The organism is Hyphomonas sp. KY3, from assembly GCF_017309975.1.
Classification (GTDB): domain Bacteria; phylum Pseudomonadota; class Alphaproteobacteria; order Caulobacterales; family Hyphomonadaceae; genus Hyphomonas.
The window spans coordinates 1461907-1480305 of record NZ_CP022271.1 but is presented as its reverse complement, the minus strand read 5'-3'; the positions used below and the strand labels follow the sequence as shown (position 1 = coordinate 1480305).

Here is an 18399-nt window from a genome sequence, read left to right as displayed (position 1 = left end):
CACTGGATCGGCCAAGTTAGACCACTCAACCCTCACATAAATAGCCGTACCGGGTAAGGCTTTGCTTCCAACTTCGGCATCCGCTTGATCACTTGGGCAAGCACATCGGCATACTCTAGCGTTACTGGAAGACGCGTGTAGGGACCGTCATTGTTCCAGTTCATTTTTGTTAGCGCCAGCGCCTCCTCGCAGACGTCGAAGAAGTCGCCCCTGCCAGCAAATCTCGTAATCAACAACGGCGAAGGAATGCCTTTTCCCTCTTTATAAAAATATCCACGGTTTCCGGCCATTTCCGGGATATTCCCTTGCGTCCATAGCAACGCTTCGTGATCACCCAACGGCAAAATTTGCCCTCGATGGCATGGATGTCTCTCTGCGGACTTCGGCTGACTAAACAGCATACCTTGCCAGCCGTGGCTTTCTTGAACCTGTAGCAGTTCAACATCCTGCACATTCCTGAACGCGGCTAAACAACCTTCAATCTCAGGCTTCCGGAATTCGGTATTTTTGAATACCACGACACGCTGTGGAAGATCGCCGGCATGACAAGACTGGTATATCGAAAGGCTACGCGCCATTAACTTCAGCATCTGCTCCTTATGCATGAACGGATTGCGCCTGAAGACAGACACATCCTCCGCCTCATAAGCTATGAAATCCAGTCCTGCGCCATCTGAATCGAAAACCTGCGCGCAACATATGGCAAAACGGGATGGCGCGTCGGTGCTCGACCGGAGAGCGTAGTCTATACCCACGTATGCTGTTTTCGGCCTGGTATTGGCCAGCGCCCAGGGAACACCTCCTGCTTTTGTGTAAGTCGCGATCGCCAACCGCCACATCACGCTGCAGCGGCAATAGTAGTCGAGGGCTCGGTCGTCTCTGATAATTTGAAGCGGCATACCTGCTGATGCCGAATATGCTTTTAGGTGGTCGTGCAGGTCGAAATCGTCTTCATCGGTTCCACCGAATCCCTGGTGCCATTTCGCGGGGACCCCCATGAAAACGACATCAAAATCGTGACGCTGAGACCTTAAGCTCGACAGTGCACCGGTAAGGGCTTCTGCAAGCACTCTGTGTGGCGCGCTTGAGGATTCAACACGGCTATCTAGAGCATCAGGTAAAATGATCGCCGCATCGTCGCGAGCTTTTGCGATTGAAACTTCAAAAATGCGATCGAAACCGGGATATTCTGGAAGATAGTTTTTGCGTTCCTTGGGCTGATGGCGGCTGTTCAATTCGTTGACCAAATGCCTCAGACGTCCAAGCATCGACTGCTGGCCGACAAAAGCAATGCGAATAGGGTTGGAAACACTGGCGAGGCGGAGCTTTCCAAAGGGACCGTTGTCCAGAAGCCCCTGCAGTGGATGCAGACCAAATGTTTCAGGATCTGCGTTGCCAAATTTTAGCAAGGGTTCAGCTAGTCTCTTGTGGCGGGGGAGATTGAACGGATTGACTGACTTGGTCATAATTGGAGCCCGCTGAACGCGGTCACTGGCAGCACTTCAAATCTCGCGCCAATTCCTGTCCCACCTTCAATGCCTAGAGTGACCGCATCCCGGGTTGTGCCAAATATCGCCTGGATCCACCCATCCAAAATTGAGTTACTCTGGAGGTTGTACCTGCGCACACGACGTTCGCGTTGAAACTCTTTTGCGTCAGCTTTCGCGTCATCTGGCGTACCATCGTCGAAATCCACGAGCACGACAGGACTTACAAGCAGCCAAAGCCGATCCATCTTATAGTCGAGCCGCAACTGGCAGGCTTCACTCCAAGGCAAGCCTGCGCTTGTAGTCCCGTTAAGCAGCTGTACTGCGGTTTGCAACGCGCTTAAGTCGAAGCTTGGCTGACCGCCGTCCGCTCGAAAGTAGTGGCGATGTCCCGCTCTGTGCAATTCAAATCCGCTGTGCATCGACAGCGATCTAAACAGTGCATCCCTCAGGAGTGAACGTTCGCCAGACTCGAACGCCAACCTCTCCGCTATAACGCTATGTGTATCTAATGAGCGAAGGTTTGCATCACCAAACACGCGCCTTATTTCCCCATCATCGCCAAATGCCAACACCCCCTTCTTGATTCGTGATGCAATTAGCGACGAGTCCAATTCATTGAGGCGCTCCTGAATTTCGCGAGCGCCGCCTATTTCGCAATCTACGAGGCGCACTGTTTTCGGGTAGTCCGTGATCGGAAGTGCATTTGTTCGAACAAATGGTACTGACGGAGATCTGCTCGACAAATCCAGTTTCCTCGGTGCGATCTTCCCCTTGTCATCGAGCTGGATCGTAAGGTCTTCGGTATCCGGCAAATAGCGGATAATGTCAGAAAAAAGCTCGTCGAAACTTTCTGCCTTTACGAAACATGCGTCGACGCCAGCAGCCTTGGCATCACTAATTAAGCCAATCAGCTCCGGATACTGATGGTCAGTCTCACGAACAAACCAAAACAACCCATTGGGAAAGCCCTTACCGCCATTTATTGCTTCCCTCAGCACAGCCATGATTGAAGAGTCGCGCCCGCTATATCCTGAAACGGCCAATCCAAGATTTCGACACGTGTCCAACAAGATGTCCCGCATTTGTTTGTCTTGGATCGCCAACTCTCCGGAAGTATTTTTCAGTTTCTCAGATTGAAAATCTCCATGAAGTTTGGCGTAGATTGGCCACCTTTGTTGAGCGTAAGCTGTCGAAATCCGTTCAGGCTCGCCCAAATCTCCAACAGTCAATTCAGTCGTAGTACCCCAAACATTCGCGACAGCATCTTCCATGACCCGGTCAAAATTGGTCGTCCAGATGACGCGCGCACGGTCTCGCTTCATCAAATGCGCAAGAGCCATATGACCATAGCTCGGCTTGGCACCTCTAATCATTCCGTCAATATAGCGACGACGATCTTGTGCATCAGGATACGTCGCTTCGAAATATTCGGCATATTCCGCCTCGTCCCAAAGTCTTGGGTATTGTCCCGTATCGTCACAAAACTTTTGCAGAATTTCCTGCGTTCGAGCATCGCTGAGATTTGAGATTGCGCTCGCAGGTATCTGCTTGGCAGACCGATACAGTCGCGACTTGAAGTCCCAAATCATGTCGTCGGCAGTTTTGATGTTGGACGCTCTCGAAGCGCCGGCACCAAGCAACCACATGACGCCCTCAGCGCGTTGCTCGAATTTTCGAAGAAATGTTGGAAGATCGAGTGTCAGGTCCGCTGACAATTCTTGTTTTTGTGTCCCAAGCATTGAGCGAATCCATTTGTCAGGCTCAACAGTACCTGAAAAAGGGTACCCACCTCAAAGTTAGATCTCGTCTTAATTCTGTAGGTTCAGCGATTCGAGGCCACGAATCAATCAGTCGAGTTAATGGCCGCACGCCCAGTCATGTATTCAATATTTGTTCTAATTCAAAATCGAGCGGCGCAACGATAGCCTCGCTTTCACTTACTTAGAACTCCCCCGAAATCTAATCACATTTCCAATACCCAATGACATCATGCGCCGCCTAGCATCGGAGGTGCCAAGATATTACGCCTACAAAATTTCTACTCGGCCAGTTCCTGCTGACGCTATTCCTGATCACTTGTTCGGTGTGGATTGCGACGCAGTGGGTGGCGGGGGTTCTTGACCATCAGCCTCGCTTGGGCGGTCCATGGTTCGAGCTTGCGGGTCAGCCGGTCTACAAGCCCTGGCGGCTGTTCCAGTGGTGGTATGCCTATGATGCTTATGCTCCGGACGTGTTTGCGCGTGCCGGCATGATTGCCTCGCTGGGCGGCATCGCCGGGATTGTGATGGCGATCATCGCGTCGCTCTGGCGGGCAAGACGCGAGAAGAATGCAACGACTTATGGATCGGCGCGCTGGTCCTCGGTCCGGGATGTTCGCCGGTCTGGTTTGCTTGGTGCGTCAGGTGTTGTATTGGGGCGCCTCAAAGGACGGTATCTCCGGCACGCTGGCGCCGAGCATGTCATGGCCTTCGCGCCGACCCGATCCGGCAAGGGTGTGGGGCTGGTGATACCTACCCTTCTTTCCTGGACCGGCAATGCGATCATTCATGACATCAAGGGAGAAAATTGGGCACTGACGTCGAAATGGCGATCGGACTTCTCTCGATGCGTACGCTTCGATCCTACAGATTTGTCGAGTTCCCGGTTTAATCCATTGCTGGAAGTTCGGCTTGGCGCGCATGAGGTCCGTGATGCGCAGAATGTCGCCGACATCCTCGTCGATCCGGATGGGTCTCTGGAGCGACGTAGCCATTGGGACAAGACGGCGCATTCGCTGCTGGTTGGCGCCATTCTGCATGTTCTCTACGCCGAAGATGACAAGTCGCTCGCGGGCGTGGCGACGCTTCTCTCTGATCCGGCCCGGCCGATCGATGACACGCTGGAGCGCATGCTGGAGGCGAACCATCTGGGGAGCCGTGACCGCCCATTGACGCATCCGGTTGTAGCGGAAGCGGCACGGGAGCTACTGAACAAGTCTGAGAATGAAAAATCGTCGGTCGTATCGACGGCAATCTCGTTCTTGGGACTGTACCGCGACCCGGTCGTCCAGAGAGCGACATCCGGTTCAGATTGGCGGATCGAGGATCTGTTTCGGGGTGAGATGCCAGCGTCCCTCTATCTGGTTGTTCCACCGTCTGACCTGTCACGGACCAAGCCCTTGATGCGGTTGATCCTCAATCAGATTGCACGGCGGTTGTGCGAAGAGCTGCCGGATGGGCAGGACCGTAGGCAGACCCTGTTGATGCTAGACGAATTCCCAGCGCTAGGACGTCTCGACTTCTTCGAGAGTTCGCTCGCCTTCATGGCGGGCTATGGGATCCGAGTCTTCCTGATTGCTCAGTCTCTGAACCAGGTCGAGAAGGCATATGGTCAGAACAATTCCATTCTCGACAATTGCCATGTCCGGATCGCATTCGCGACGAATGACGAGCGCACCGCCAAGCGCATCTCCGACATGCTCGGCACCACGACAGAACAGCGAAACCAGAAGAACTATACCGGGCACCGGCTCGCGCCCTGGCTCAGTCATGTCATGGTCTCGCAACAGGAAACCCAACGGCCGCTGCTCACACCCGGTGAGGTCATGCAGATGCCGGCCGACGACGCGCTGATCTTTCTGGCGAGCCATCCGCCGATTCGCGCGAAGAAACTTCGCTACTACGAAGATCGTAATTTCACGGAGCGGGTCGGCGCTCTGCCGATTGCCGCTGCCGGTGCGAATACATCGCGATTTGGCGGTTATCACCGATCTGGACCATCGCCCTCTGACGGTAAATCCGGGGGGCTGGCGCGAGCGGTGGGACCGGACATCAGCGATGACGATGAGGTCTCACAGGACATTGCCACGGAGGATGAGCGCGCACCGCAGCAGCGCGGCGGCATTCAGGACCAGATCGCGCGCTACTACCTTCAAGTCCAGGAATATGGCGGATGGGAGCTTTAGGACATGGCGCGCAATCCAAGGCTTCATATCCGCGTCTCCGAGGCGAACCACCACAAGGTAAAGCAGTTTTCCGCCGAGCATGGTGTCCATGTCGGCACGTTGATCGATGAGGCGCTGACCCTGCTGTTTACACCGCCTGAAGGTCGGCCCGATGCGGCGATCATCCAGCGGCTGGAACGTGTCGAAGACCAGATCGAGAAGCTTGAGACCGGAACAGCGTTCCAGACGGACCTCTTGATCGAATTCATCTTCGAATGGCTGAGGCAGCGCCCCGGCAAGAGCCCGTTCGAGACGCCGGCAGATGCGGCGCGCGCACGAATTGAGTTGGAAGCGCTGACCAAGCGCGTCGTCGAGCGCTCTAACCCGCATATCTGGAACTGATCGTTCAGGCAGCTGCGTCGAGCTGGCAGGTTTAAGCTCAAAAAGAACTCTCCACTTTCCCGATGCAAGTACATCAATTGATAGTGTCGTCGAGGTAGTTGCCCTGCCGACAGAGATTCTCGCACACCTTACCAAGCAACATAATGCGTTGTCATAACCGCCGGTCGTACGCCATTGTGCGTTTCGCTTCCGCTCGGGCTTGCTTGAATTGAGGGCGGCGCCCGAATGACAATTTGCAGCCGCGAGATTCAAAAGCCGACGCTCTCTGCATCGATCAGTGCCATGTCCGATCGCGGCATTCAGCCATGTGTGAGGTCCCATGGATAGTTATCCTGCAGGTGCTCCTGCACGAGTGGAAGCTGATCCTCAAACCTAACCGCCCAGTATCCGTCGCCGTCGCGTGGATTTGTGATCTCGTAGCTCTTGCCGCCAATCGCGACTAGGCGGGTTCCGAAGAAGTCTGACAAATAGCGGCTTGCGCGGCGCGCATAAGCACCGGCCTCTGCGCGAACGTCGATCGGCGTCTCGCCGAAGTCTTCAGCCTCGTGCTTAGCCTCGTTGAGATCGCGGTAGAGCGACTGGAAATCGTAAAGGAATGGAGTGGTGATGCGGTCGGCGACTTCAACTTCGCCGCAAGCGCTGCAGATGTTGACCAAAAGCTGGTCGTTCGACCACTGGCTGTCGCCGTGCCTATTGTGATTTTCCTCCAACAGTACGGCAGTCGGCAGGATACGACCGCTCTTGCAATGCTCGCAAAATGGAAAGTTAATATCCACCAGGTCGAAGCGACCCTGATCAAACACAGCGACCTTATAGAGTGCACCTTTCAATTGTAGGGGCTCGTAGGAAGCCAGTCGCTTAAAAGCGACATTGGTCGTGACGTCGATCCGGTGCATGGCGCCGTCCACGACGCCGACAAAGTCGGTCGCATCGCCGATGTCGGCCGCGACGACTAAATTGAGGTCCTTATGGTACTGTTCGAAGAAGGCGACCTCCGCCTTCAGGCCCGCATAACCCGCCGGACCGAGCGTATCGCGATAGCCCTCGAGCCAAGTCTTCGCGACCGCTGGGTCCTTCTGAATCTGGGCGAAGATGATCCGCCTCTTCTCATTGTAGACCTCGGCTGGGTTGCGGGACTTGGATGCCTTCCACATCTTTGCGGCCATAATCAGGACACTCTGCCTTTGGAGGCGAAGTTTGCAGCGAAGTAATCGATTACCTCCGACGCCTGGGTGCCTCTGCGGAATTGCTTCTGCGCTTCAAAATCGAGGTCCGGGAGCATGTGGATCAATTGATCATCCTTGAAGAGGGGCAGGAGAGCATCTGGATCAAGCCCTTCCGTTCGTTGGCCGGTCATGATGTTGCCCGCCTCGATCACGGCACCGATCAACACGTCTGCCAACTGGATGGCCGGACTGGTCTTGGAGTTTACCTGGGCCACTTCCGTCAGTTTCAGGGGAAATTTGAAGCTTGCGATCGCCGTCTGCCGCAGTTCGATTTCATCAGTATGATCGATAAAAGCCTGTATCAAATCGTGGTAGGTGGCTAGATTCTTCGATTCGTCGTGCTCAACGCGATAGGGGCCGTCAGCCATGACTTCCATTCGGCTGATCAACGCCTGCATCACCACCATGGCAATGTCGGTCGAGATACCCGGCGTGGCGATAGCTCGCAGGCATTGCGGGCACGCATCTCTCGCCAGAGGCCCAATCGCCTCGGGAAATGCCTGCCATTTGGTACGGCGCGCCGCGGCGACGAGAGTCCTGAGACTCTCGGGAGTCTTCTCTTTCATCGCGCTCTGGAAAGCCGCCAGCATGGCCTCGAATGGCTCAGCCCCAAGCAGCGTCGGTCCCACGACGCTCAGCAGCGATCCCATCGCGTAGTTCTGGCCGTCGGCGTAGAAATTGACTCCGCGCTCATAATACCATGGTTCCACGGCGTAGTCGCAGAACATCAGAGTCAGCATGAAGCGCTTGTCCAAGACGTGGGTGACGCACTTGTAGCTCTGTAATACGTCGCGCAGCAGCGCCAGTAGATGGGGCCGGCTGCTGGGACGTCGTGACAGGGCGCGATACTTCAACTCTATGGCTTGGCGGCGCGGAAAGTGTTCCTCGATCAGACGGGCGGCGTCATCGTCGCTAATCGCGATCGCTGCCGCACCTTGGAGACGCTGCTGAGGATTGAGCAGATCGAACCCTGCGTAGCCGCTTTCATCAATCCGGAAACACTCCATGCCCATTCCTCCCGTTCGCCCTCAGTATATAGGGCCATTTCGCGCTCGGCATCGGGTCATCGTCACGGGCCCCGAAGCCGAATGGCTATCTCCCCGCAGCTACTCTAGCGACAATGTCAACTTTCGCGACTTTGGAGATGCTGATCAAAGCTGCGGCGATGCGCTTTTCCGTAAGTTGCCCCTCTGCATCCTCTGACTTCCCACTAGCGCCTTTCGTGTCCTCCGGCCCCAACTGTGCGGCGGCATTTGATGCCCTGATGCTGGTCCCATCACTGATGAGGACCACGCCTAACCATGTCTGCCCTGCCCCAGCCCAGCGAGACCGAGACCCGCCGTACGGCGATGCTCCGCACGGCCTTTGACGGGCCGGTTGGGGCAGCGCTGGCGGCTCCCGATACGATCGAAATCCTCGCCAATCCCGATGGCTCGGTCTGGGTCGAGAAAGCGGGCTTCGGCCTGCAGCGCGCGGCCGAGACGCTGGGCCGCGCCGAGCGCGAGCGGATCATCCGGCTGGTGGCGTCCTCTGTCGGCGAAGCCTGCGACCGGGCCTCACCCATTGTGTCGGCCGAACTGCCAGGCTCCGGCGAACGGTTCGAAGGTATTCTGCCGCCGGTGTCCGAAGCCCCTTGCTTTGCGATCCGCAAACCGGCAGGCCATCCCATCGCACTCGACACCTATGTCGAGACAGGCGCGCTGACGCCGGCGCTCTGTGTGGGGCTCCGGCAGGCGCTGGAAGACCGACTCAATATTGTCGTTGCCGGCGGGACATCCTCCGGCAAGACGACCTTTGCCAATGCCTTGCTGTCTGAACCGGCCTTGGCTGAAGACCGGATCGTCATCCTGGAAGATACGCGCGAGCTTCGCTGCTCCGCCGAGGATGTGACTCAACTGCGGACGCACCGGTCCGGCATCACACTCCGCGATCTTGTGCGCTCGACCATGCGGCTCCGGCCTGACCGGATCATTGTCGGCGAAGTTCGCGGCGGCGAAGCGCTTGACCTCCTCAAGGCCTGGAATACCGGCCATCCGGGCGGGATCACCACGCTGCATGCGAACTCGGCTTCCGGGGCGCTCACGCGGCTTGAACAGCTTGTCGAGGAAGCGACGACCGCCCTTCCCCACGCCCTGATCGGCGAGGCAGTCGACGTGATCATCTTCATGTCCCGCGCAAGCGGCGCGCGCCGCGTCGAGCAGGCGCTCCGGATTACCGGCTTTGACGGCACCGAATACCGGACCGAGCCGCTTGCTACCCCCTTTCTCAACATCGTCAACTAAGGAGACCCGACGCATGTTCTACGACCAGATCAAGGCCCTCAACCGATCGCTTCAGGTCGGCGTGCTGCTCGCCTCGGTGAGTGTGGTGTCATTGCCTGCCCATGCCGCCGGCACCGGCATGCCCTGGGAAGGCCCGCTCGATCAGATCCTGCAATCGATCGAAGGCCCGGTCGCCCGGATCGTGGCGGTGATCATTATCACGCTCACCGGGCTGACGCTCGCTTTCGGGGAAACGTCCGGCGGGTTCCGCAAGCTGATCCAGATCGTGTTCGGCCTGTCGATCGCCTTTGCGGCCACGTCCTTCTTCCTGACCTTCTTCAGCTTCGGCGGCGGCGCGGTGCTCTGATGCTCGACGGCTACGAGATCCCCCTCCACCGTTCGCTCGCCGAACCTATCCTGATGGCGGGCGCGCCGCGTTCGGCTGCCATTGCCATCGGGACGATCGCGGCAGCATTGGCGCTCGGCCTCAGGCTCTGGATACCGGGGCTTGTGGTCTGGGTGGCGGGACATTCGCTGGCCGTCCTCGTGGCCCGGTCTGACCCCGACTTTCTCGCCGTCACAATCCGGTCTGCCCGCCAAAAGGAACATCTTTCATGCTAAACCTTTCCGAATACGCGGCGAAACCGGCACACCTCGCAGACTACCTCCCCTGGGCGTGCCTCGTCGCGCCGGGCGTCGTCCTCAACAAGGACGGCGCCTTCCAGACAAGCTTCCGCTATCGTGGCCCCGACCTTGAAAGCTCGACGGAAGCCGAACTCGTTGCGGTCACCGCACGGGTCAACAATGTGCTTCGCCGGTTCGGGTCCGGCTGGGCACTCTTTTTCGAGGCGGTACGGGCGGAAGCGGTCTCGCTGGAAGAGAGTGAGTTTGCATGCGCTGCCGCCTGGCTGATCGAGCAGGAGCGGCGCGCCGCCGCCGAGGAGACCGGTGCCCGGTTCGAGAGCGCCTATTATCTCACCCTCCTCTGGCTTCCGCCCGCCGATGCGACGGGCCGGGCTGAGAAGGCGCTGATCGAGCGGCCGGAGAAACGGGATGGCGAGGACTGGCGTCAGCGGCTTGAACATTTCCAGACCCGCGCGGCGCAGACGCAGGACCTGCTCTCAACCGCCATGGATGAAATCCATCCGCTCTCGGATGAAGAGACGCTCACCTATCTCCATGCCTGTATCTCGTCGAAGCGTCATACGGTGTCGGTTCCGGAACTGCCGGTCTTTCTCGATGCGGTGCTCGCCGATGAGTCCTTTGCAGGCGGTCTGGAGCCGCGCATCGGCGAGGCACACCTTGCAACGCTGACTTTGCTTGGCTTTCCGGCCTCGACCCTGCCCGGCATGCTGGATGAGCTCAACCGGCTCGGCTTCTCCTATCGCTGGACGACCCGCTACATCGCGATGGACAAGGCCGAGGCCGAGAAACTCCTCGCCAAGAAGCGACGGCACTGGTTTGCCAAGCGCAAATCCGTTGGCGCGGTCCTGCGGGAGACACTGTTCAACGAGCAGGCTGCACTACTCGACAATGATGCCGACAACAAAGCTGCCGATGCCGATGCGGCCTTGCAGGAACTCGGCTCCGATCTGGTCTCCTATGGCTATGTCACCACGACGCTGACACTGATGGGCGCTACCCGCGAAGAGGTCGAGGAGCGGACCCGCGCGGTCGAGCGGGTTATCAATGGTCGCGGGTTCACGACCATCCGCGAAACACTGAACGCCGTCGAGGCCTGGCTCGGCTCGCTGCCGGGACATGTCTATGCCAATGTCCGCCAGCCGATCCTGCACACGCTGAACCTTGCCCATCTTGTGCCGATCTCGTCGGTCTGGGCAGGCGATGCGTGGAACGACCATCTCTCCGATCGCGCGCTGATCGAGGCACAGACCGAAGGCACGACACCATTCCGGCTCAACCTGCATGTCGGCGATGTCGGTCACACGCTGATCATCGGGCCAACTGGGTCCGGCAAGTCGGTCCTCCTGTCACTGCTCGCGGCGCAATGGCAGCGCTATGAAGACGCGCAGGCTTTCCTCTTCGATAAGGGGCGATCGGCACGCGCGGTGACGCTGGCCATGGACGGCACCTGGCTGCCGCTCGCCGGCGATGAGCGTCCGGCCCTACAGCCGCTTCGGGACATCGATACCGACCGCGGCGCGAGCTTTGCCGCAGACTGGCTGCTCGGCCTGATCGAAGCCGAAGGCGTGATCGTCACGCCAGACCTGAAGTCCGTCTTGTGGGACGCGGTACGGTCACTGGCTTCAGCGCCTGTTGCCGAGCGCACACTGACGGGGCTGAGCCTCGTCCTGCAATCCGATACGCTGAAAGCGGCGCTTCATCCCTACACGCTGGAAGGGGCTTACGGGCATCTGCTCGACAGCGATGCCGAAGCGCTCGACCTCTCCTCGATTGCCTGCTTTGAGATGGACGAGCTGATGCAGACACCGTCCGCGGTGGCGCCCGTCATCACCTATCTCTTCCACCGGCTGGAAGATCGCTTCGATGGCAGGCCAACCCTGCTTATTCTCGATGAGGCCTGGCTGTTCCTCGATCATCCGGTCTTTGCCGCACGCCTCCGCGACTGGCTGAAGACGCTCCGTAAGAAGAATGTAGCCGTTGTGTTTGCGACCCAGTCGCTTGCCGACATTGAAGGGGCCTCGATTGCGCCTGCCCTGATTGAATCCTGCCCGACGCGGATCTTCCTGCCGAATGAGCGGGCGCTGGAACCGACTGCCCAGGCGATCTATCGCCAGTTCGGGCTCAATGACCGCCAGATCGACATCCTCGCCAAGGCCATCCCGAAGCGGGACTATTACTACACCTCGCCCCTTGGCTACCGGCTGTTCGAGCTCGGCCTTGGCGATGTCGCGCTTGCCTTCTGTGGGGCGGCGTCCCCCGCCGACCAGAAACTCATGGACGGGCTTCTCGAAGCCGGTGCCGAAGCGGGCTTCGCCCGGAGCTGGCTGGAGCTGAAACAGCTTGGCTGGGCAGCAGACCTACTGGCCGAGAAGCCAGACGCACCCCTCTCCCAAATTGCCGCTGAATAGGAGCCCCTCACATGAAAGCCCTTCTCTCTTCTGTCGCCCTCGCCGCCATTCCGCTCTCGGGCCTGATGGCCCCGCCGGCCTCCGCGCAGCTCTTCGGCGGCGGCATAGTCTACGACCCGACCAACCATGCCGAGAACATCCTCCAGGCGGTGCGGGCCCTGCAGCAGATCGACAACCAGATCCGTCAGCTCACCCATGAAATCGACATGATCGAGAAGATGGCTCGGGATCTGGAGACACTGCCCGTCGAGGTTGCCCGTGCCATCATCGCCGACCGTATCCGCCGGATCGGCGAACTGATGGAGGAAGCAGACGGCATTGGATACGGCGTCGAGGAGGTCGAACGAGACTACGAAGACCTCTATCCCGAAACCTATGGTGAGACGCCGCCTGCCAATGCCGTCCTTGTCGAGGATGCGCGGGCGCGCTGGCAGCAATCCCGCTCGGCGCACAAGCACACGCTCCTCATGGTCGCCGAGACGGTCCGGGACAATGCGCGCGATGCCGAGGCGCTGACGGGTCTTGTCGAAGAGAGCCAGACCGCAATCGGCAATCTCCAGGTGCTGCAGGCCGGCAACCAGATCGAAGCCATGTCGGCTCAACAGCTCATGCAGATGGAAGCCATGATGGCCGCCCATTACCGCGCTGAGGCGCTCGACCGGGCGCGCGAGCTGGAAGAGGCCGAACGCGGCCGGGCGCGCCTTCAAAGCTTTTTCGGGAACTAGACCGCCATGGAAGAAATGGGCGTCATCGACCGGTTCCTCGAAACCTTCATTGCCTATATCGACTCAGGCTTCGGCCTGCTCGCAGGCGATGTCGCTTATCTGACGACCACATTGATCGTGATCGACATCACGCTGGCGGGGCTATTCTGGGCCCTGTCGCAGAATGCCGATGTGATTTCGGGGCTCCTCAAGAAGGTGCTCTATGTCGGCTTCTTCGCCTTCATACTCGGCAATTTCTCCATCCTGGCGAACATCCTCTTTGCGAGCTTTGCCGATCTCGGCGTGAAGGCAGGATCATCTACGCTGACGGCGGATGATTTGATGCGGCCCGGCTATATTGCAGGGGTCGGGTTCGAGGCAGCGCAGCCGCTTCTCGAAGAGATCGGCGACATGCTGGGCCCGATCCGCTTCTTTCACAACTTCATCCTGATCGCGGTCATGCTGATTGCCTGGGCGATCATTCTCGTCGCTTTCTTTGTGCTGTCGGTCCAGCTCTTCGTCGCGATCCTGGAGTTCAAGCTCACGACGCTGGCGGGCTTCGTGCTCGTGCCCTTCGCGCTCTGGAACAAGACCTCGTTCCTGGCTGAACGCGTCCTCGGCCACGTCGTCACGTCCGGCATCAAGCTGATGGTGCTCGCCATTGTGATCGGGATTGGATCGACGCTGTTTACCTCGATCACGGACGCCTTCGGCGGTCCCGGTGATGTGACCCTCGCTGAAGTGATGGGCACCGTTCTCGCTTCCATCGTCTTTCTCTGGATGGGCGTGTTTGCGCCCGGCATCGCCTCCGGCCTTGTGACCGGCGCGCCTCAACTTGGCGCGGGGTCTGTGGTCGGCACAACCGCCGCAGTCGGTGCAGGCGCTGTGCTGGCGACGACGGGAACAGTCGCGGCAGGCCGCGCAGCGCTCGGCGGCGTATCCGGCGCTGTTAAGGCGGGCGCGTCGATGAGCGGCGGCGCCCGCACCTCCTATGACCTTGGCCGCATGGCCTCTGGCCGGACAGGCTGGCGCGAGGCGGCAGCAGGTGTCGCAGGCGTCGCGCAGGCTGGAGGCGATACGCTCCGCCGGATGGCAGGACGGCCCTTTGCTTCTGTCGACAATGCCTATCGGCGCGGCAGCGAAGCCGCCTTTGCCGCGACCGGCGGCACGATGGCAGCAGGTTCCGGCGACGTGCCGTCTAGCAGCTCGGCCAGTCCCGCCTGGGCGCGCCGGCTTCGCACAGAACAGCGCCTGCAGCATGCCGGTGCGATCACGGTCCATGCCCTGAAGGACGGTGATCGCGGCATGGCGGGCGACAATCCGAAACTCCGAAACGAAGAGGACTGATCGACATGGCCTTCCGGCGCACCTCCACCCATTACGGGCAAAGCCCCCATCCCGAAACGCCCTACCAGAAGGCGGGCCAGGTCTGGGACGAGCGGATCGGTTCGGCCCGCGTCCAGGCGAAGAACTGGCGGCTGATGGCGCTGGGCCTGCTCGGACTGCTGGCGGCATCCTCTGTGGCTCTTGTCTGGCGCAGCCTGCAATCAACCGTCACGCCCTATGTGGTCGAAGTTGATGATACGGGGGCTGTGAAGGCGGTCGGGCCTGCGCTTGCGCGTTATGAACCGACAGACGCGCAGATCGCGCATCATCTTGCAAACTTCATTTCCGATGTCCGCAGCCTGTCGATTGATCCTGTTATCGTCCGGCAGAACTGGCTCGCCGCTTATGACTATGTCACCGACAAGGCGGCGATCACGCTCAGCGACTATGCCCGCGACAATGATCCTTTCGCCGAGATCGGCCGGCGCTCGCGCAGTGTCGATGTCGTGAGCGTCGTGAGGGTCTCAGACGAGTCCTTCCAGGCACGCTGGCTCGAGAAGACCTATGAGAATGGCGCGCTGACCGGCGTCAAACGGTTCACCGGTCTTTTTACCATTGTGAATTCCCCGCCCCGCGATGCGGAAACCCTCCGCGCCAATCCCCTCGGCCTCTACATCCACAGCCTCAATTGGGGCGAAGACCTTGTCACAGGAGACACAAAATGATCCGTACAATGAGCCTTGTATCTGTTCTCGCCCTGACCACGGCCTGCGCGAGCGTTCCGCCGGAGTCCGTCATCGAGGATACCGCCTTTGTCGAAGCGGCATTCGTCGAAGACGTGCCGGAGCGCCCTGTCGAGATTGTCGAGACACCGACGGTGCTGGCGCTGCCCGGCCAGATGAAGCCCGTCGAAGGCACCAAGCGCACAGTGACGCGCATCTACACGTCTCCGACCGAGACCATCCGCAAGGGCACGACCGAGGCCCGGATCGAGCCCTCCGTCGATGGCTATGTGAACGCGATCCAGGTCTATCCCTATACAGAAGGGGCGCTCTACCGGCTCTATGCCGCGCCGGGCCAGGTGTCCGACATTGCGCTGCAGCCAGGGGAGACGCTGGTCTCGGTCTCGGCAGGCGATACGGTGCGCTGGATTGTCGGGGATACCTCCTCCGGGTCCGGCGGCGCGGCTCGCGCGCACGTATTGGTCAAACCGATCGCGGCTGGTCTTTCGACCAATCTCATGATCGCGACGGACCGGCGGACTTATCATCTAGAACTCGAGAGCGTTGATGGGACCTATATGGCGGCCCTCTCCTGGCGCTATCCGGCGGACGAACTCGCTGAATTGGTTTCCCGCAACAAGATTGCCTCCGTGCGCGAGGATGCGTCCATTGCGCCGGGCGTTGCGGTCGACCGGCTGGACTTCGATTATGTCATTGAGGGTGACAAGCCGATTTGGCGGCCTGTGCGTGTGTTCGATGACGGACGTCAGGTCTTCATCCAGATGCCCGCCAGGCTTGCCACAATGGATGCCCCGCCACTCTTCATCCTTGGCGCGTCGGGCGACGCCGAACTCGTCAATTATCGCCTGCGCGGCAATTACTACATCGTCGATCATCTCTTCCGCGCCGCCGAGCTGCGGATCGGTGAGAAGGAGCAGACCGTCGTGCGAATCCGCAAGCGGGTCCAACGCTCCGGCCTTGCCAGCCTGTTCGGAGGCGAGGGATGAGCGAGCCGGCCCCCTTTCCGAAACAGGCCGACGAGCTAAAGCTGCGCGCGCGGCCGCGGCCGGTGACGCGGATCAACCGCAAGGTCCTGATGGCGGGCGCCTGTCTGGGCGTGCTGGGCCTCTTTGCCGCCGCCTCCATCGCGCTCGATCCGCCAAAGGCGGTCGATCCGGCAGACCGGCAGGAACTCTACAATACGGCGACCAAGCGCGCGCCGGATGGGCTCGCTGACCTGCCAAACTCCTACCTCAATTGGCAACCAGCGGGTGACACGCCAAGACTCGGTGCGCCCATGGCGGGTGACCTTGGCGGCACTGTCGTAGCGGAAGAGGAAGAATGGGGTCTTGAGCCTGACTGGAATGTCGTGCCGTCAGATGACTTCCGGCCCTCTGCCGAGGATGAGGCCATCCGCGCGCAGAGGCTGGCCGATGCAAAACTCGCCGATGCAGCCGGCAAGGCGGGCGTCTTCTTCGACGTCGGCAACCGGCAGTCACTGGCTGGGTCAGTGTCTGCACCGGGAGGCCTGCCGAACAGTCTCGGCTCGGAATTGCTGGCGCTTGCCGCCCAAGGCGCAGGCGCGCCGGGTTTTGCAAGCTCGCCCGACCAGAACCTCCAGGCAGAGAAGATCGCGTTCGCGGCAGAGCGCCGGAACGGCGACATCTACAACCCGCATGATGTCGAGACCCCGGTCTCGCCCTATCAGGTGATGGCGGGCACGCTGATCCCGGCCTCGCTTGTCACCGGGCTGAATTCTGACCTGCCGGGAAAGGTCATCGCGCAGGTGACCCAACCCGTCTATGACACAGTGAGCGGCGCGCATGTTCTGATCCCACAGGGCGCGCGGCTGATCGGGCGCTACCAGTCAGAAGTCTCTTTCGGCCAGGAGCGCGCGCTGCTCATCTGGGACCGGATCATCCTGCCAGATGGCAGCTCGCTGCAGATTTCGGAGCCCGCCGCCGATGCGCAGGGCTATGCGGGCGTCTCCGACAGGACCGACCATCACTGGGACCGCGTCTTTGCGGGCGCCGGGCTCGCGACACTGCTTGGCATCGGCTCAGAACTTGGCTCTGACGATGATGATGTCGAACGAGCAATCCGGCGCGGGTTCGGGGACAGCGTTTCCGAAGCCGGCCAGCGCGTTGTCGACCGCAATCTCGGCATCCAACCAACGGTCCGCATACGTCCCGGCTGGCCGGTGCGGGTGATCGTGACGCGTGATCTTGTGCTGCGGCCTTATTCTGAGGGAGGTCGGCCATGAGCCTTCGCATCGGACAACTTCCCGACAGGACGCCGGTAAAACTCACCGTATCTGTCGACCCTGATCTTGCTTCCGCGCTTGCCGACTATGCGGTGATCTATGCCGAGACCTATGGCGCGGAAGAGAAACCTGAAACCCTGGTGCCTGCCATGCTGGAGATGTTCCTCAATTCGGATGCCGGGTTCAAGCGGGCCCGCAAGGCCCTTCATGCCAGAGCCAGCAAAGGAGAATAGCAATGGCGACAATCGGCACCTTCAGCCAGAAGGATGGCAAATGGACCGGGACGATCCGGACCATGACAATCAATGTGAAAGCCCAGATAGTCCCGGTGGCCGAGAAGGCCGAAGGCGGGCCCGACTACCGGATCTTTGCCGGCGGCGCAGAGCTCGGCGCGGCCTGGCGCGAAGAAAGCAAGGATGGCGAGACGCCATACCTGGCCGTGAAGCTCGACGATCCGGGGTTTGAGAAGCCGCTGCGGGCTGCCTTCTTCGAGAAGGAAGAGGATGGCAGCGGCGTGCTGGTCTGGAACCGGCAGAAGCTGAACTAAACAAGCATGGGTCGTTCCAAGCCCGTCACAACCAGCGATATCGAGGAAGCCCTTGATATCGCTGCACGTGTGGTCGATCAGTTCGGTTACAAGTATTGGCCGATATTCGAGCGGCTCGAAGCGGAACTTGAAAGTCGGGCTAACCGGGAAAAGCGGCTTCAATCGAGGCTTGATCGACTATGCCATGATGCGTCTATGGCCATAGGACTACGGCCGCCTCAGGAATCGCGAGAAAATAGCTGAAAATGAATATCGCGTACCTTATTGGTCTTGAATGAAACCCAAAAATGTTCTTGTATTGTTCTTTTGTTCGCACTACCTTGACGAACAGATTTGCAGCAACCGCGACCGAACGTCTATCGACGCGGGGCTGCGAGTCCGCTTAGAAGGTTAACGCAATGTCGGGGCCAGCGAAATCATAGATCGTTAAGACAATCGCAAGCGTATCCCCCGACCTCTATTCGAGTAGAAAAGGGAACCTGA

The 18399-nt window shown here is 59.5% G+C and carries 18 protein-coding genes; 14 read left to right on the top strand and 4 right to left on the bottom strand.

What is annotated here, in order from left to right; genetic code table 11:
• Positions 1 to 32: 32 nt before the first annotated feature.
• Complete coding sequence (locus CFA77_RS07390) at positions 33 to 1466, bottom strand: hypothetical protein (RefSeq protein ID WP_206992917.1); 1434 nt, start codon at positions 1464 to 1466, stop codon at positions 33 to 35.
• On the bottom strand, positions 1463 to 3229 hold the full coding sequence (locus CFA77_RS07385; RefSeq protein WP_206992916.1) for an SIR2 family protein: 1767 nt from the start codon (positions 3227 to 3229) through the stop codon (positions 1463 to 1465). Before CFA77_RS07385 ends, CFA77_RS07390 begins: the two co-directional genes overlap by 4 nt.
• A 281-nt stretch (positions 3230 to 3510) precedes the next feature.
• On the opposite strand from CFA77_RS07385, the gene traG reads away from it, so the two are divergent.
• Both traG and CFA77_RS07375 read left to right on the top strand, forming a co-directional pair.
• Entirely contained in the window at positions 3511 to 5433 is a 1923-nt protein-coding gene (gene traG, locus CFA77_RS07380) for an IncP-type conjugal transfer protein TraG (RefSeq protein WP_206993190.1), read from the top strand.
• Between the two features lie 3 nt (positions 5434 to 5436).
• Positions 5437 to 5814 (top strand): hypothetical protein, encoded by a 378-nt coding sequence (locus CFA77_RS07375; RefSeq protein WP_206992915.1) that lies wholly within the window; start codon positions 5437 to 5439, stop codon positions 5812 to 5814.
• A gap of 299 nt (positions 5815 to 6113) precedes the next feature.
• On the opposite strand, the gene CFA77_RS07370 is transcribed toward CFA77_RS07375, so the two are convergent.
• Positions 6114 to 6980: a hypothetical protein gene (locus CFA77_RS07370; RefSeq protein WP_206992914.1), complete on the bottom strand. Its 867-nt coding sequence runs from the start codon at positions 6978 to 6980 to the stop codon at positions 6114 to 6116.
• A 2-nt stretch (positions 6981 to 6982) separates the two neighbouring features.
• Entirely contained in the window at positions 6983 to 8047 is a 1065-nt protein-coding gene (locus CFA77_RS07365) for a DUF3800 domain-containing protein (protein WP_206992913.1), read from the bottom strand.
• 294 nt (positions 8048 to 8341) lie between these two features.
• On the opposite strand from CFA77_RS07365, the gene trbB reads away from it, so the two are divergent.
• The 12 genes from trbB to CFA77_RS07305 are packed head-to-tail and all read left to right on the top strand — an operon-like array spanning position 8342 to position 18159.
• Positions 8342 to 9322: a P-type conjugative transfer ATPase TrbB gene (gene trbB, locus CFA77_RS07360; RefSeq protein ID WP_206992912.1), complete on the top strand. Its 981-nt coding sequence runs from the start codon at positions 8342 to 8344 to the stop codon at positions 9320 to 9322.
• Positions 9323 to 9335: 13 nt separating this feature from the next.
• Positions 9336 to 9668, top strand: a complete 333-nt coding sequence (locus tag CFA77_RS07355; RefSeq protein WP_034828881.1) for a TrbC/VirB2 family protein — start codon at positions 9336 to 9338, stop codon at positions 9666 to 9668.
• Positions 9668 to 9922 carry a VirB3 family type IV secretion system protein gene (locus CFA77_RS07350; RefSeq protein WP_206992911.1) on the top strand — a complete coding sequence of 85 codons (255 nt, stop codon included), beginning with the start codon at positions 9668 to 9670 and terminating at the stop codon, positions 9920 to 9922. The genes CFA77_RS07355 and CFA77_RS07350 overlap by 1 nt, the downstream gene beginning before the upstream one ends.
• Positions 9916 to 12354: a conjugal transfer protein TrbE gene (gene trbE / locus CFA77_RS07345; RefSeq protein WP_206992910.1), complete on the top strand. Its 2439-nt coding sequence runs from the start codon at positions 9916 to 9918 to the stop codon at positions 12352 to 12354. The genes CFA77_RS07350 and trbE overlap by 7 nt, the downstream gene beginning before the upstream one ends.
• An 11-nt stretch (positions 12355 to 12365) precedes the next feature.
• Complete coding sequence (gene trbJ, locus CFA77_RS07340) at positions 12366 to 13079, top strand: P-type conjugative transfer protein TrbJ (RefSeq protein ID WP_034828886.1); 714 nt, start codon at positions 12366 to 12368, stop codon at positions 13077 to 13079.
• A gap of 6 nt (positions 13080 to 13085) precedes the next feature.
• Entirely contained in the window at positions 13086 to 14405 is a 1320-nt protein-coding gene (gene trbL / locus CFA77_RS07335; RefSeq protein ID WP_206992909.1) for a P-type conjugative transfer protein TrbL, read from the top strand.
• Positions 14406 to 14410: 5 nt separating this feature from the next.
• Positions 14411 to 15109, top strand: coding sequence for a conjugal transfer protein TrbF (trbF, locus tag CFA77_RS07330; RefSeq protein WP_206992908.1), 699 nt, complete (start codon positions 14411 to 14413; stop codon positions 15107 to 15109).
• The gene (trbG, locus tag CFA77_RS07325; protein WP_206992907.1) at positions 15106 to 16113 is read left to right on the top strand and encodes a P-type conjugative transfer protein TrbG; all 1008 of its coding nucleotides are present in this window, start codon (positions 15106 to 15108) and stop codon (positions 16111 to 16113) included. The genes trbF and trbG overlap by 4 nt, the downstream gene beginning before the upstream one ends.
• Positions 16110 to 17369, top strand: coding sequence for a TrbI/VirB10 family protein (locus CFA77_RS07320; RefSeq protein WP_206992906.1), 1260 nt, complete (start codon positions 16110 to 16112; stop codon positions 17367 to 17369). Before trbG ends, CFA77_RS07320 begins: the two co-directional genes overlap by 4 nt.
• Positions 17366 to 17602 carry a DUF2274 domain-containing protein gene (locus CFA77_RS07315; protein WP_206992905.1) on the top strand — a complete coding sequence of 79 codons (237 nt, stop codon included), beginning with the start codon at positions 17366 to 17368 and terminating at the stop codon, positions 17600 to 17602. The genes CFA77_RS07320 and CFA77_RS07315 overlap by 4 nt, the downstream gene beginning before the upstream one ends.
• Positions 17603 to 17604: 2 nt before the next feature.
• Entirely contained in the window at positions 17605 to 17916 is a 312-nt protein-coding gene (locus tag CFA77_RS07310; RefSeq protein WP_206992904.1) for a DUF736 domain-containing protein, read from the top strand.
• 6 nt (positions 17917 to 17922) lie between these two features.
• Positions 17923 to 18159 carry a hypothetical protein gene (locus tag CFA77_RS07305; RefSeq protein ID WP_206992903.1) on the top strand — a complete coding sequence of 79 codons (237 nt, stop codon included), beginning with the start codon at positions 17923 to 17925 and terminating at the stop codon, positions 18157 to 18159.
• The last annotated feature ends 240 nt before the right edge of the window (positions 18160 to 18399 follow it).